Annotated in this window: 14 protein-coding genes; 7 read left to right on the top strand and 7 right to left on the bottom strand. The window is 35.5% G+C overall.

Annotation, left to right across the window (positions count from 1 at the left end; all coding sequences use genetic code 11):
• Nucleotides 1-59 precede the first annotated feature (59 nt).
• Genes ACXACQ_RS11410 through ACXACQ_RS11400 form a run of 3 tightly spaced genes read right to left on the bottom strand, consistent with a single transcriptional unit; the run spans nucleotide 60 to nucleotide 3,386 of the window.
• Complete coding sequence (locus tag ACXACQ_RS11410; RefSeq protein WP_474976076.1) at nucleotides 60-1,280, bottom strand: PP2C family protein-serine/threonine phosphatase; 1,221 nt, start codon at nucleotides 1,278-1,280, stop codon at nucleotides 60-62.
• A 52-nt stretch (nucleotides 1,281-1,332) separates the two neighbouring features.
• Nucleotides 1,333-2,439, bottom strand: a complete 1,107-nt coding sequence (locus ACXACQ_RS11405; RefSeq protein WP_474976075.1) for a glycosyltransferase — start codon at nucleotides 2,437-2,439, stop codon at nucleotides 1,333-1,335.
• Entirely contained in the window at nucleotides 2,436-3,386 is a 951-nt protein-coding gene (locus ACXACQ_RS11400; RefSeq protein WP_474976074.1) for a lysylphosphatidylglycerol synthase domain-containing protein, read from the bottom strand. Before ACXACQ_RS11400 ends, ACXACQ_RS11405 begins: the two co-directional genes overlap by 4 nt.
• 17 nt (nucleotides 3,387-3,403) lie before the next feature.
• On the opposite strand from ACXACQ_RS11400, the gene ruvC reads away from it, so the two are divergent.
• The 6 genes from ruvC to ACXACQ_RS11370 all read left to right on the top strand — a co-directional run bounded on the left by ruvC (nucleotide 3,404) and on the right by ACXACQ_RS11370 (nucleotide 9,073).
• Nucleotides 3,404-3,970 (top strand): crossover junction endodeoxyribonuclease RuvC, encoded by a 567-nt coding sequence (ruvC, locus tag ACXACQ_RS11395; protein WP_474976073.1) that lies wholly within the window; start codon nucleotides 3,404-3,406, stop codon nucleotides 3,968-3,970.
• A 97-nt stretch (nucleotides 3,971-4,067) separates the two neighbouring features.
• Complete coding sequence (locus ACXACQ_RS11390; protein WP_474976072.1) at nucleotides 4,068-5,555, top strand: lipopolysaccharide biosynthesis protein; 1,488 nt, start codon at nucleotides 4,068-4,070, stop codon at nucleotides 5,553-5,555.
• Between the two features lie 2 nt (nucleotides 5,556-5,557).
• Entirely contained in the window at nucleotides 5,558-6,460 is a 903-nt protein-coding gene (locus ACXACQ_RS11385; RefSeq protein WP_474976071.1) for an FkbM family methyltransferase, read from the top strand.
• A gap of 6 nt (nucleotides 6,461-6,466) precedes the next feature.
• On the top strand, nucleotides 6,467-7,531 hold the full coding sequence (locus ACXACQ_RS11380; RefSeq protein WP_474976070.1) for a hypothetical protein: 1,065 nt from the start codon (nucleotides 6,467-6,469) through the stop codon (nucleotides 7,529-7,531).
• Between the two features lie 4 nt (nucleotides 7,532-7,535).
• Complete coding sequence (locus tag ACXACQ_RS11375) at nucleotides 7,536-8,402, top strand: glycosyltransferase (RefSeq protein ID WP_474976069.1); 867 nt, start codon at nucleotides 7,536-7,538, stop codon at nucleotides 8,400-8,402.
• Entirely contained in the window at nucleotides 8,402-9,073 is a 672-nt protein-coding gene (locus tag ACXACQ_RS11370; protein WP_474976068.1) for a class I SAM-dependent methyltransferase, read from the top strand. The genes ACXACQ_RS11375 and ACXACQ_RS11370 overlap by 1 nt, the downstream gene beginning before the upstream one ends.
• On the opposite strand, the gene ACXACQ_RS11365 is transcribed toward ACXACQ_RS11370, so the two are convergent.
• Genes ACXACQ_RS11365 through ACXACQ_RS11355 form a run of 3 tightly spaced genes read right to left on the bottom strand, consistent with a single transcriptional unit; the run spans nucleotide 9,045 to nucleotide 11,933 of the window.
• Nucleotides 9,045-10,139, bottom strand: a complete 1,095-nt coding sequence (locus tag ACXACQ_RS11365) for a DegT/DnrJ/EryC1/StrS family aminotransferase (RefSeq protein ID WP_474976067.1) — start codon at nucleotides 10,137-10,139, stop codon at nucleotides 9,045-9,047. The genes ACXACQ_RS11370 and ACXACQ_RS11365 overlap by 29 nt on opposite strands.
• Entirely contained in the window at nucleotides 10,136-11,410 is a 1,275-nt protein-coding gene (locus ACXACQ_RS11360; RefSeq protein ID WP_474976066.1) for a glycosyltransferase family 4 protein, read from the bottom strand. Before ACXACQ_RS11360 ends, ACXACQ_RS11365 begins: the two co-directional genes overlap by 4 nt.
• A 19-nt stretch (nucleotides 11,411-11,429) precedes the next feature.
• Nucleotides 11,430-11,933, bottom strand: a complete 504-nt coding sequence (locus ACXACQ_RS11355; protein WP_474976065.1) for a hypothetical protein — start codon at nucleotides 11,931-11,933, stop codon at nucleotides 11,430-11,432.
• 68 nt (nucleotides 11,934-12,001) lie between these two features.
• On the opposite strand from ACXACQ_RS11355, the gene ACXACQ_RS11350 reads away from it, so the two are divergent.
• A complete protein-coding gene (locus ACXACQ_RS11350; protein WP_474978473.1) occupies nucleotides 12,002-12,586 on the top strand; it encodes a TetR/AcrR family transcriptional regulator in 585 nt (194 codons plus the stop codon).
• Here ACXACQ_RS11350 and ACXACQ_RS11345 read toward each other — a convergent pair whose 3' ends face one another.
• The gene (locus ACXACQ_RS11345; RefSeq protein ID WP_474976064.1) at nucleotides 12,587-13,075 is read right to left on the bottom strand and encodes a tetratricopeptide repeat protein; all 489 of its coding nucleotides are present in this window, start codon (nucleotides 13,073-13,075) and stop codon (nucleotides 12,587-12,589) included.
• Nucleotides 13,076-13,371: the final 296 nt, after the last annotated feature.

The following is a 13,371-nucleotide window of genomic DNA, read 5'->3' as shown; positions in this document are numbered from 1 at the left end:
ATTAAATTTGGATATAACCATTTCACCCATTTAGGAGTTTTATGAACGAACATTTTCAATTATGGCTCTACTCTACAAGTTAACAATGTAATATCGTCTCTATAACCATTAGCACCTTTAAACAGATCTAAATCTATTATAATATCTTGATGCACTTGTTTAAGATCTGTATTACTATTTCTGCTAAAGTAATTCACCAACCTATCAGTACCATACTCTTCGCCCAGCTCGTTCTCTGTTTCGGTTAGTCCATCGGTATAGCAGAAGAGAAGGAAGTCTTCTACATCGTGCACATGGCCTTTATTTAAAAACGGCAGCGGCTGCAATGCTCCAAGCACAGTACTACCCGTTTCCAAAAACTGGTGATTACCATTACGGTCTACTAATATGGGCGGATTATGTCCTGAATTGATATATACCAGAGCCTTAGCCCTCACATCATATATACCAACAAAAAAGGTAACAAATTTCTCTCCTTTTGCATTTTCAAGCACATGATAGTTTAACTCCTTTACAATCTCTTTAAGATCGGTAGTCTGCCTGATCAATGTATGCAGCGAAGCCTGAAAATTAGACATGAGCAAGGCTGCCGGAATACCTTTACCTGAAACATCGGCTATACAGATCAAAAATTGATCTTCGTTGATAGGAATATAATCGTAATAATCTCCTCCTACCCTATCGTGAGGCAAATAACTAGCTTCTATTCTTAGGTTTTCACCATACGGAAGCTTCTCTGGGAATAAGAATTGTTGTACGTCACTCGCAATTTCTAGCTCCTTTCTCAAGGCCTCTTGCTCCAACTGCTTTCTGGCCAATTTCTTATTTTCTACAGCAACAATAATAATATTACTGAGCGCTTGAATAAACCGCATACTGCTCTTACTCATCTCCTCATCTTCCTCTTCTAAATCACCCACAAACACCAAAGCAAGAATAGCATTTTTATGAGAAACCGGCAGTACATAATCAAATTCACCAAAAACATCATCTCTGGTTTTATCCATGGAAGTAACCGAACTGAGGTTAAGGAACTCCTCATGTACGCTAATATCTAAGCAGCTACTAGTGGTACCATAACTAACCTTACACCCCCATTTCTCGTCCATCACGTACAATGCTAATTTCTTGATATTGAGGTTAGCCCTAAGCGTAAAGTCGTATATTTTATATAGAGATGTTTCTGGCAAGTTACTATTAATAGCTTGCGTAATCTCCAATAAAGCATTTAGCTCTAGCTCTTTAAGGTTATATTTATTTTGTAAGGATAATGTCTCCATAAATTCTTCTACCCTACTGCACAAGGTAATAAAAAAGATTTGAAAATGTTAATTAGTGCTTTCGCCCCTTCCAGATGTAGCCCCCAAAGTTAGCAGCTATTCCGAAAAAGATGGCATATAAGGGGTAAGATAATTGCAGTATCAGAAACCTAAATACATTCAACCTCTTAGCACAAAACTTTAGCACCGAATATAAGAGTATTCCTTCTGCCAAACATTTAGCAAAAATCAGAAAATACAGAATTATGGGCAACTTCTCATCTGTGAGTAATAACACAAAGCCTATAAAAAAAGAAACATTAGACAAGAATATAATAAGTGCTAGGAATGCATTGGCATAATTATCCCCAATTTTCCATTTCGAAGCCCACCTTTTTCTTTGATAAAAAAAGGCCTTGACCGATTGCTGGGCCTTTGTTGAGATAGTAGCATAAGGGCTTTTATTGAAATACACTAATGAAGGAAACTTTTTAAATAGCTTATATAATAAAAATGTATCATCTCCGCTGGCGTACTTCTTATTGCCTTCATAGCCCCCCACCTGATAGAAGGCCTCCTTTTTAAATGCCAAATTAGCTCCATTGCACATACCAGGAATACCAAGAGCTATGGAAGCCGCTCCAATTCCTATCAAAGATGCAAATTCTATAGTTTGCAATTTTTCAAACCAACTGACCTCAGTATAAAAAGTAACAGCACCTGAAACCAAAACTGCATCCTTATCTTCAAAAAAACTCTGAAAACTATTAAGCCATAAAGGGGACATTATACAATCGGCATCCGTAGTTATTATTACATCTCCATTGCTATGCTTTATGCCTAGTTCGAGTGCAGCCTTTTTACCTTCTCCATCCTCTAAGTGCAGCACCTCCCAATTGCTAGAAAATTTATTCTTTTGAAGAATATTAACTGACTCATCTGTAGAATGATCATTTACAAATATGATTTCGTAGTTTGTTGTTGAAAATTGAATATTTTTCAGCGAACTGATAATGGCGGGCAGATGCTTTTCCTCATTCCTAAAAGCTATTATTATGGAATAAAATAATCTGGGTGCATTATTATTTACACCACCCCTTTTAATAGACTTCCAACCTATTGTAAATACTATTATTAAAATCACATATACAGCAATCAGAAATATAATAACAGCAATCATTTGCGGTGTATTTTTAATTTCAACACTAGTGGAGCAGCTATTATTGTAGGCATCAATATATTAATAACCCATAAAGTAAAGCTGGCCGCCACCACTGCATCTAAATCTGCATGGTACCTTTCAAAAAAAATAAGTGCGGAAGTTTCTCTTACTCCAAGGTCACTCATAAAATTAAAGCTCGGTATAATTGATTTAGCAAGAAACATCCAAGCGCTTCCTGCCGCATTTGTCATAAGATTAACTCCAGCTTTAAACACATTTAGCAAAAGTAGCAACTGAGTTAAAAAAACTAAGTAGCGGCATATGGACATTAACAAAACTGTTATTATTACACTTCTTTTATAAGTCAATACCACGCCTATATAAGGCTTTGCAAAAGCAAAAATTTTGGTTTTAAGCTTATCTCGCACCAATATAAGTACAATCCAACCTACCACTATTGAACAAAAAAATACTGCAACTGCAAGTAAGACATACCTAAAATTAAAAAAATATATTACTCCCACTGTCCCCATGGCTAATGTAGGAAACATTTGAGCTATCCTCCCAACTAATGTAGCTCCTACCAAACTTTCTCTGGAGGCTGTTTTGTAGGTAAGCGTTCTCCCTATATAATCTCCTACGCCATGTGGAGTTACAAAGCTTAATGCCATACCTGACAATACACCTTTCACTGCCTGCATGTAAGTGATACTACTAATTGATTTAACCAGCACCTTCCATTTGGCAGCCTCTACTCCCCAATTCACAAACATTAAAAAAACTATAAGGCACAAAAAAAAGGGTTGCTCACTGCCCAAAACAACTAAATGTTTAAGAACCATACCAAACGCCACTTCATTGTCTTTAACTTTTAGTACTACAAAGCTTACAATAAAGCCTAATACAATAATTTTAATGGCTTTATCCACCCAAGGTTTGCCCCATACTTTTATTAGCCAAGCCATATAGTTAAATTGCACCTGTGAAGAAGGTAATACAAAAGACACAAAAAGAGACCATCATTCTAGGTTTAGATCCTGGAACTAGTGTTATGGGATATGGCATTATTTCGGTTAAAAACAACAAGATGTCATTACTACAATTTGGGGTAATACATTTAAGCAAATATAGTGGGCACGAGTTAAAATTGAAGAAAATATTTGAAAGGGTATCTAGCCTAATCAATGATTACTGTCCCGATGAGGTAGCATTAGAAGCTCCATTCTATGGAAAAAATGTGCAATCGATGTTAAAATTAGGAAGAGCTCAGGGAGTAGCCATGGCCGCAGCGCTCTCCAAAGAAATTCCCATTACCGAATATGCCCCAAAAAAGGTAAAACAATCTGTGACTAGCAACGGTAATGCTTCGAAAGAGCAAGTAGCACAGATGCTCATGACTCTTTTAAACTTTAAAGAAGCACCAAAATTATTAGATGCTACTGATGCGCTGGCAGTGGCTGTTTGTCATCATTTTCAAAATGGCAATGAAAGTAGCAAAGCAAAGAGTTGGAAAGCATTTATATCAGAAAACCCTGGAAGAGTGAAGTAAAATTTAATTATTAAGAGTAAGCTTTATAGGGCACCTACTGTAATTAAAATATGTAGACAAAACTTATATATCTTTGCCTCTTTATAAAAATTAAACAATGGGTGTAGTAAGTAAAAGTGGTATTAAGTTTTCAATCATTCAATACGTAGGTATTGTTATAGGTTATATAAATACCATTTTAATTTTTCCTAGGGTACTTTCAGAAGAAGAATTTGGTTTAATAAAACTACTTGCTTCTGCTGCTACTGTAGTAGCTCAATTTTCTATCTTAGGAGGCGACAATGCTATAATTAGATTTGCGCCATATTTTAAAAACAAAAACAACTCAAACACCATATTATCCATAGGGTTTGTTATTGCAGCTGTGGGTTTAACCTTAACTTCAATAACTATATTCTTTTTTAGAGACACCTTTAACAACCTGTATAAAGACAACTCTAAAATGTTTGTTGACTATTTTTATTTGCTTGCACCTTATGTGGTATCCATAGTTTTTTTCAATCTATTTGATGCATACCTAAGAGTATTATTCAAAAATGCCATTGTGGTATTTTTAAGCTTTATCGTACTAAGAGTTATATGGTTAATTACAGTATTAATATACTATTTTGGCTGGGTCGATATATCTACTTTTTTACTACTCTATGTAGGATGCCAAACACTAATCACCATAATCTGTGCAGTCTACCTTATCAAACTAAAAGAATTTAAAATTAGTTTTAAATTTGACCACCATGTAATCAAAAGTATGAAAAGCATAGGTTGGTTTGGGCTTTTCACAATACTCAGCGGGCTATCTTTTTTACTTATCAATCGCCTCGACATCCTTATGATTGGCAAATACATTGGGTTAGATGCTGTAGCTATTTATAGCATTGCATTTAACATGAGTACTGTTATTCTCGTTCCGTCTTCTGCCATTTCACGAACAATATCCGTAATTCTAGCTAATGCATCAAAAGAAAATGATAGGGAAAAACTCAATGAGGTATATAAAAAAACAGCACTAAACCAACTGCTATTTGGAATGCTCATTTTTGCTCTTATCGCCATTAACTACAATCTAATGATGATGTTCCTCCCTGAATATTACCAAGACAGTTTATATATATTTTTATTTTTAGGGGGAACAAGAATCATAGACACCGCTTTTGGCATGAACGGCCCTATAATTATAAATAGCAAATATTATAGAGTTGACACCTTACTCTCTTTCTTCTTACTGATTATCACATTTGCTACCAATGTTTATTGCATACCTAAATATGGAGTGTTAGGAGCTGCTTTCGCCACTACATTTTCAATTACACTTTTCAATGTGTTTAAATATTTGTTTTTAAAAATAAAGCTAAACCTAACTCCTTTTGATTTAACCTACTTAAAAGGTTTAGGCATTTGCATAATAGGTGTGGCAATACCTGTTTTAATACCAGAAACTGGCTCTGTTTGGCTAACCGGTATCATAAAATCTGTAATAATGGTAGCCCTCTTTACTAGCTTAATGTATTTTAGCAAAATTTCCATTGAATTTAACCAAATACTAGTTTCAGTTATGAGTAAAACTGGACTATCAAAGAAAAACTAACTATGTCTAAATTTGCTCAGTTACAAAAAGCTTATCACTCAGTAATTCCAAAAAAAGTCAGAAACATCTTCGTTCCTCTGTTCACCAAAATACATAGAAAGGCTGTGCTTTATAAGGTAGTAAAGTATCTAAAAAATCACTCCGACTCATTAAATGAAGAACAATCCAGCGCTTACCAATATTTAAAAAACAATGGATTGACTGTTTTCCCTGGGGACTACAAAGATAAATACGAAAACTTAGAGGTAGAAGTATTCACGGACAACAACTCTGGGTTAAAATACATCTTTCATCATGACAAGAAGCTCTTTTTCCGAAGAACTTTTAGTGTAGAAAAAATACAAAGGATGTACCGTGGCCTAAGCATTGAACAAGACCCTCAGTCCCCTCACCGCTACACTACTGATACATTTAAGGTTGAAATAGGAGATACAATTGTGGAGGCCGGTGCAGCCGAAGCCTCTTTTTCATTAGATGCTGTAGAATACGCCAAGCAGATTTACATATTTGAAACAGATCCTTTGTGGGTAGAAGCTTTAGAACATACTTTTGAGCCTTGGAAAGATAAGGTTAGAATATTTAATAAGTATGTCACCTCCTCGTCTTCCGACAGCACCATATCTCTTGATGATATTACAAAAAAGTATGGACATATTGATTTTTTAAAAATTGATGTTGATGGTGAAGAGATGAATCTAATGGAAGGTTTTAAGAATAGCCTTAAAGAATACAAAACCAAAATAGCTATCTGTACATATCATAAGCAAGACGATGAGCAGAAATTAAAGCAGTTCTTTTCCCTGTTCAATTACTCTACTGAAATGTCTAAAAACTACATGCTATTTTTCTTTGACAATAACCTTAAAGCCCCATACTTGAGAAGAGGGGTATTAAGAGCTCAATAAGTAACTATGCACAGCAAAACAAAAGAAAGGCAAGTTCTAGTACTTACAAACTACCAAAAAAACACTAAACATGCCAGGCTAGAGTATGAAATGAGCATTTTAACAGACAATGGTTTTCATTGTACAGCCATTCATTGTGGCGATGCTGAATTGACAATCTCTCAAAAGATAAAAACACTAATTTATCTGAAATTTGTAAATGTAAAGGCTCTAGAAATTCTTAAGAAAGAAGCCGATAATTATGACTTGATTTTCTTGTACGGTCTTCAATGCTTGCTTCCATTAAACTTCTTACCCGCAGCTTTGAGGCAAAAGTGCATATACCAAACTTTAAATCATGATGTAACTTACCATGTTTATGAGTTGGCAAAGCGGAGTTTATTGTTAAAGAATATGGCCTCCATAATCCATAAAAAGTTTTTCAGAAAAGAGCAAAAACTCTCACAAGAAGTAAAATCAGTAATAGTTAATTCTGCTTCATTAAATGAGCTTTTCCCTCACAGCACTCTTATCTATTACACTTCTCCTTTAGAAGGAGATTACATAGCTCCAAAGCCAGAGTTACCTTTTGCTTATATTTATCTTGGGCAACTAAGAGAAGAAAAAATAGCTCCTGATTTTTTTAACTTCATAAACAGAGGTCATGAAAAGTTCTTCATTTGCGGCATCTTGAGAGATAATTACATAAAAAAACAGGTAGAATCATCTGACAATAGTATATACTTAGGAAACTTTCAAGCTCAGGGGTTGATAACCAAAATAACTGAACTGAGAAAAAATTACAATCTTATTGGCATAAGCCTTATACAAGAACCCCATAGAAGTTACAGTTCTCAGAATGCAAATAAAGATATTGACTATTTAGCATTACAAATTCCCATTTTAGGCAACACAAGAAACACCACCAGAGAATTAGTTGAGACTGGAAGTGGCTTCTTCTACCATGAGTTTAACTTAAGTAAAATAGACTTCCCTAAATATGTCTACGCTGTAGAAAAGTGTAAAGAGCACTACAAAACCTTTAACAACAATAATTTCAAACAAAAATTCCTAGCTGCTTTCAATCATTAATTGCATGCCAAATCTATTCCAGCATATCATTATCACTCGCTTCAACCTTAAAGTAAAAGCCACTAATGAGGTTATGGGCACCATATGGACCAAAGATAGAAATAACAAAGAAGTACAAACTTTAGATTGGCTAAAAACTAGGTTCAACCTTTTTGAAACGTTTTGCCTCCCATCAGTTGCTAACCAATCAGAAAAAGATTTCAAATGGTTAGTTTACTTCGACACTGACACTCCTGATGTTTTTAAACAAAAAATTGAAGAATGGTCTAAAAAACATACTTATTTCACCCCAATTTATAAAGAAAGCTATGATGCCTTCATGAAAGAGATGTCTAGCGACATTAAATCTTTTTGCTCAGAAAAAGATTTCGTAATCACCACCCGCCTAGATAATGACGACAGCTTAGAAAAACATGCAACACAAATAATCAAAGATCATTTTAAGCCCATACACAATACACCTATTAATTTAGCTTTAGGGTATTGTTTAAGATTAGATGCTAAGGAGCAAATTCAACTGACAACAACAGTAAATTTACCTGACGGCCCATTTGTATCATTAATTGAAAGCACTGATGACATACAAAGTGTGTACAAAGAAAAGCATGCTGCTTATATGAAATATGAAAATGTATGCCAAGTTAATGATCAGCCATTATGGGCACAGATAATACATGAAGGTAATATGGAAAATTTCATGAGAGGCAAAACCTCTCGTTTAAAAGACCTGAATGATGCATTCGGCATTGACAACATATTTCTCAGTTACAATATTTCAAAAGAAATCAAGCATCAACTAAGACATAAAATGAGACAAATTATTCCTCTAAATGTTAGAATGGCTATCTTTAATTTTTTAAAAAAGATTTAATGGTGGACAAAGAGAATTTACTAAAGCAGTTATTTTTAAAATCGGGAGTTAAAAGTAAACAAAAATTCATTTTAGAGAATTGTGCTAACGGCAAGTCAATCTTAGACGTAGGCTGTATAGGGCAAGCCATTGATTCTGAATCTGACTTATGGCTTCATGGTCTTCTTTGTAAAAAATTTGACAATGTTACTGGAGTAGATATAAATGAAGAAAAAATAAAAGAAGTTCAGGCTTCTGGTTATAATGTATGTTCAGTTAATGATTTAAGAGAAGACCAGTTATTTGATGTGATCGTAATGGGTGACATTATAGAACATGTCAGTGATGTAAATGTATTTCTTGAATTTTACAAGAAACACCTCGCCCCTAATGGAGCTATAATCATTACAACTCCAAACCCTTTTAGCTTTAGGCAAATATTGAATGTTTTCTGGTTCAAAAGGCCATTCATTAACATTGAGCACACTTGCTATTTAGACCCTTATATTATGATAGAGGTACTTGAAAGAGCTGGGTTAGAATTTAGCGGCTTTTCATGGATATCAGAGCATGCTGCACCTAAAACCTTAACCAGTAAAATAAACTCTACCATCACTAAAATTATGTATTCTATAAGGAAGTACTATTCTCCTAACTTTGGTCTTACTTGCGTAAATAAAACTCAGAAATAGCATTAATAACTGTTTCTACTTCCTCATCGGTTAACTCAGGAAATATGGGCAGACTCAATACATTTTTTGAGGCTGATAATGCCACGGCACACTGGTTGGTGGCATTTTTATAAAAGTCCATACTTGGTAAATCTTTCGGGTAGTGGATAGCTGTGTTTACTCCTTTTTCAGCAAGAAAAGCTCTCAATCGATCTCTTTCATTAACCTGAATAGCAAAAACGTGATAAGTATCTCCTACATCCTGCTTTAAACACCTGATAGCTTCAACACCTTCAAAAGCAGCTATATATTTGCTAGCCACCTCTCTTCTGCGCCTATTCCAAGACTCCAAATGGGGTAATTTTAAAGATAAAATGGCCGCTTGCAAAGCATCCAACCTGCTATTTCCACCTTCTACAACATGTTCATCTCTTACAACCTGTCCATGATTAGCTAACAACCTTACCTTTTCAACTATTTCTTTATTATTACTAACCACAGCACCTCCATCACCCATGGCACCAAGGTTTTTGGTAGGGTAAAAGCTAAATGCTGCTACATCACCAATACTACCTACTTTTTCACCATGGTACATTGTACCAATGCTTTGTGCGCAATCTTCAATCAAAACCACTCCTTGGCCCTCACAGATCTGTTTAATTTCATGCATATGGCACGCTTTACCATACAGGTGAACCGCAATCACAGCTTTAGTACTAGGAGAAATGGCTGCTTTCAGAGCCTCAGGATTGATTGTTAGTTCATCGGGCAATACATCTACAAACTTCACCTTAGCCCCTACCAAAGACACCACTTCAGCATCAGAAATCCAAGTAAAAGCCGGAACTATCACCTCATCTCCCATACCAATATTTAGTGCCCTCAATATAAGCTCAAGCCCATCTGTAGCACAACCAACACCCACGGCATCGCATACACCCAAATATGCCTTTAGGTCGTTTTCAAACTGAGTAACATACTTACCTCCTACATAATACCCCGAAGACATCACCTTTTCAACTAAAGGAAGCAAGTCATCCTTCAACGTCTCATATTGGCGTGCAAGGTCAAAAAAAGGAACACTCATAAATCATTAAGACATTTGGCCAATTTTTTAGTCAACTCCTCCCTCGAATAAGCCATTGCCTTATGCAGCACCTCATCACGGCTATCCTTAAAAGTATTGTATAATCTCAGTATTTCAGCTTTCAGCGCATCCATATCTGCTCTATCACATACTAAACCTGCTCCTGTCTGATTAATGATTTGAGCGGAATCACCTTCTGTATTACCGATAGCCAAAATAGGTCTACCAGAAGCAAGGTACTCAAATAACTTACCAGGAATATTGCCCAATGCATTTTGAGAATGCGCCAGTACCAATAAAAGCACAGCTGACTCGGCATATATTTTCAAAACCTCACTATGCGGCACATAAGGCTTGAACTTCACAATATTTGAAAGCACTTTATCAGATTGCATTTTCTCTTTAAATGAAGCATTTACATTTCCAATAAATTCCACTTTCACATCTATATCATGCTCTTGCTTTACGGACTTAATAGCCTCCAGCATGGGTGATGGATCTCTCATTTCATCCACCAAGCCTACATGCCGTAAAACAAATTCTTGCGGTGGCTTTTTATTATCTTTGGAAAAATCTGCTGCATCAAAGCCATTAGTAATAACATCTACCTTTGGTGCTCCTAGCTCCTCCAACTCTTTGGCATAATTAACACTCACAGAAATAACTTTATCTGCTGTGGTTAATACCTCATGCTCCAATTTCTTATGTTTATTTCTAGCCCACTTGGTTAAGTAAAAATTATCATACAAATCCCACTGAGTCCAAGGGTCTCTAAAGTCTGCAATCCAGTTTACACCTAACTTCTTTTTTAATTTCAAGCCAATAAGGTGCATACTATGAGGTGGCCCAGTAGTGATAATGGTATCTATTCCATTAGAAGTCAGTAAATCTTCCAACACCTTAACAGCAGGCCTTACCCAAAACACCCTAGGGTCGGGCATCATCAGGTTCCCTCTCATCCATAGCATAGCCTTATTCACAAAGCTTTTCTTACTCTTCTTCACCACATCACTTTGCTGGCTTTGCCCTTTTTTCTTAAATTTTTCCATTAAAGAATAGGGTTCCCAAATAGGCAATTTTATCACCTCCACTTCTGGCGAAATATCTTTCTCCAAGCTGCTATCTTTCACTTCAAAAGACGGATTCTCGGGCGTAAAAATATAGGGCTGCCATCCATTTTCAGGCAAATATTTGGTAAACTTAAGCCAACGCTGTACCCCACTACCTCCACTTGGCGGCCAATAATAAGTGATAATCAATACTTTTTTCATTGCTAAACGATAAGATCTTTTACTTGTTTAACTCATCAAAACTACCCTTATGTATGATGATATTCTTCTCTTGTTCATTGAATGGAATATCCTTTACATATTGTTGCGGAGTGGGTCTGCTTAATGATAGAAAAAAAAGCAAGAATACATAGGCAATTATAAATATAGGGCTGGCCGTTAAATATAACCCTGCCACTAATATTGCTGATGCCATAGTCCCAACAATATAAAAACGCTTAGCCGCAAAGTAATATAAGCTGAGCTTCTCTTGCATATCTAACCCCTTAAGGGTAGGAAATAACTTTTTAAACTGCCTTAATGCATACAAAAACAGGCCAATACCTAAGACTGAAAATAAAACATTAATACACCAAATTAATGTTTCTCCCTGCACAAATGCATCTAGCGTTTTACCTTTTATTTCCATAAACAAATAAGCAAACACCGCTAATGGAAACAGTAGAAGCGCATGAAATATAAACCCTAGTCTATTATGAAATTCTTCAGGACTTTTAAATGTCATTTATATAAATTTTGCCCTAAAACTAACAAATTACTTCCTCGGAAAGCAATAATCATTATTTTTGTGTGATGGTAGAAGCAGAAAATCTAAGTCGTAAAGAGCAAGTTATTAAGACTGCGGCAGAACTTTTCAGAGAAAAAGGCTATGCAGCTACGTCTATGCGAGATCTTGCCAATGCCTTAGGAATAGAAGCTGCAAGTCTATATTCGCATATAAAATCTAAAGAAGAAATACTTCAACATTTGTGTTTTGAAATGGCTCAGCTTTTTAGAGATTCATTAGAGCAAGTTGAAAAAGCAGATATTTCTTATACCGAAAAGTTAAGGTTAGGCATTTTAGGACATGTACAGGTTATGGCTAAGCAATTAACTGCATCGGCCGTTTTCATGAATGAACACAGACACCTGAGCCAGCCCCATTTAAGGCGATTCCTTTTACTTAGAATCAATTATATTAACAGGTTTAAAAAAATAATAGAAGGCGGTATAAAATCGGGTGAGTTTAGAAAATTAGACACAAAACTAGCTGTAATGACTCTTTTCTCTTCTTTAAACTGGATGCCTCACTGGTACGACCCGCATGGCATTATTGAACCCATACAACTGGGCTCTCAAATGGCCAATATGCTTATTGATGGACTAAATAACAAATAACTACTCATCTAAAGCTGGAATAGAAGCCCCCATAGCTTTAGCCTGCAGCCAATCGGCCTTACCTTTAGCTTCATCTCCTGTTATAAAATAGGTACTGCCTCTATTTACAAGAGCCTCTACGTAATTAGGGTTAATTTCTAAGCACTTATCAAAAGCTGCAATCGCATGCTTGTAGTCTTTAAGCATCATATAAGAATAGCCCTTTTCAAAATAAGCTTCCGCATAGTCACTATTTAAAGTGATAGCATTATTATAAGAGGTTAATGCATCTTTATTATTACCTGATTGACTCTGCGAAACTCCTAATAAATAAAACACCTCTGCATTACTACTATCACTGTCTATAGATTTTTTATAGCTCTCAATAGCCTTATCATATTCTCCGCTTTGATAATACTCATAGCCTTCATCTAAATAATCTTGTGCTGATTGGCCACAAACAGCTTGACATACAACAATTAATAGAGCAAGTGGAAAAATAAATTTCATGGATTTTAAAAAATTTCTCTGTACATGTGTGACTTTTTCTTAGAGTCACAGTCTAACTAACAAAAATTAAATAATAAAAAAAACCAGATGTTAATTTGGTAAATAAATAGAAAGTTATAACCTTTGACTCACAATGACTAACGCATTCACATACACACAAGTTACAAAGACAGCTGCCATAGCTGCAGGTGTGTATGCTCCAGAAGTTAGGATTAGGCCCTTTAGGCCCCTGTTGGGGTAATAATTTCTTCGGCAACGGTACGTCCGTTGTATCATTTCCATATACATTTTTCTAA

It is taken from the genome of Fulvivirga sp. AWR4_260, assembly GCF_056158185.1.
The sequence above is the reverse complement of the archived record's forward strand: the minus strand, read 5'-3'. Positions and strand labels throughout refer to the sequence as shown.

Coding starts and splice junctions, on each gene's coding strand:
- ACXACQ_RS11405 (WP_474976075.1), bottom strand. CDS start 2,439: ATGATTGCTGTTATTATATTTCTGATTGCTGTATATGTGATTTTAATA.
- ACXACQ_RS11360 (WP_474976066.1), bottom strand. CDS start 11,410: ATGAAAAAAGTATTGATTATCACTTATTATTGGCCGCCAAGTGGAGGT.
- ACXACQ_RS11355 (WP_474976065.1), bottom strand. CDS start 11,933: ATGACATTTAAAAGTCCTGAAGAATTTCATAATAGACTAGGGTTTATA.
- ACXACQ_RS11350 (WP_474978473.1), top strand. CDS start 12,002: ATGGTAGAAGCAGAAAATCTAAGTCGTAAAGAGCAAGTTATTAAGACT.
- ACXACQ_RS11375 (WP_474976069.1), top strand. CDS start 7,536: ATGCCAAATCTATTCCAGCATATCATTATCACTCGCTTCAACCTTAAA.
- ACXACQ_RS11370 (WP_474976068.1), top strand. CDS start 8,402: ATGGTGGACAAAGAGAATTTACTAAAGCAGTTATTTTTAAAATCGGGA.
- ACXACQ_RS11380 (WP_474976070.1), top strand. CDS start 6,467: ATGCACAGCAAAACAAAAGAAAGGCAAGTTCTAGTACTTACAAACTAC.
- ACXACQ_RS11385 (WP_474976071.1), top strand. CDS start 5,558: ATGTCTAAATTTGCTCAGTTACAAAAAGCTTATCACTCAGTAATTCCA.
- ACXACQ_RS11365 (WP_474976067.1), bottom strand. CDS start 10,139: ATGAGTGTTCCTTTTTTTGACCTTGCACGCCAATATGAGACGTTGAAG.
- ACXACQ_RS11400 (WP_474976074.1), bottom strand. CDS start 3,386: ATGGCTTGGCTAATAAAAGTATGGGGCAAACCTTGGGTGGATAAAGCC.
- ACXACQ_RS11390 (WP_474976072.1), top strand. CDS start 4,068: ATGGGTGTAGTAAGTAAAAGTGGTATTAAGTTTTCAATCATTCAATAC.
- ACXACQ_RS11410 (WP_474976076.1), bottom strand. CDS start 1,280: ATGGAGACATTATCCTTACAAAATAAATATAACCTTAAAGAGCTAGAG.
- ACXACQ_RS11345 (WP_474976064.1), bottom strand. CDS start 13,075: ATGAAATTTATTTTTCCACTTGCTCTATTAATTGTTGTATGTCAAGCT.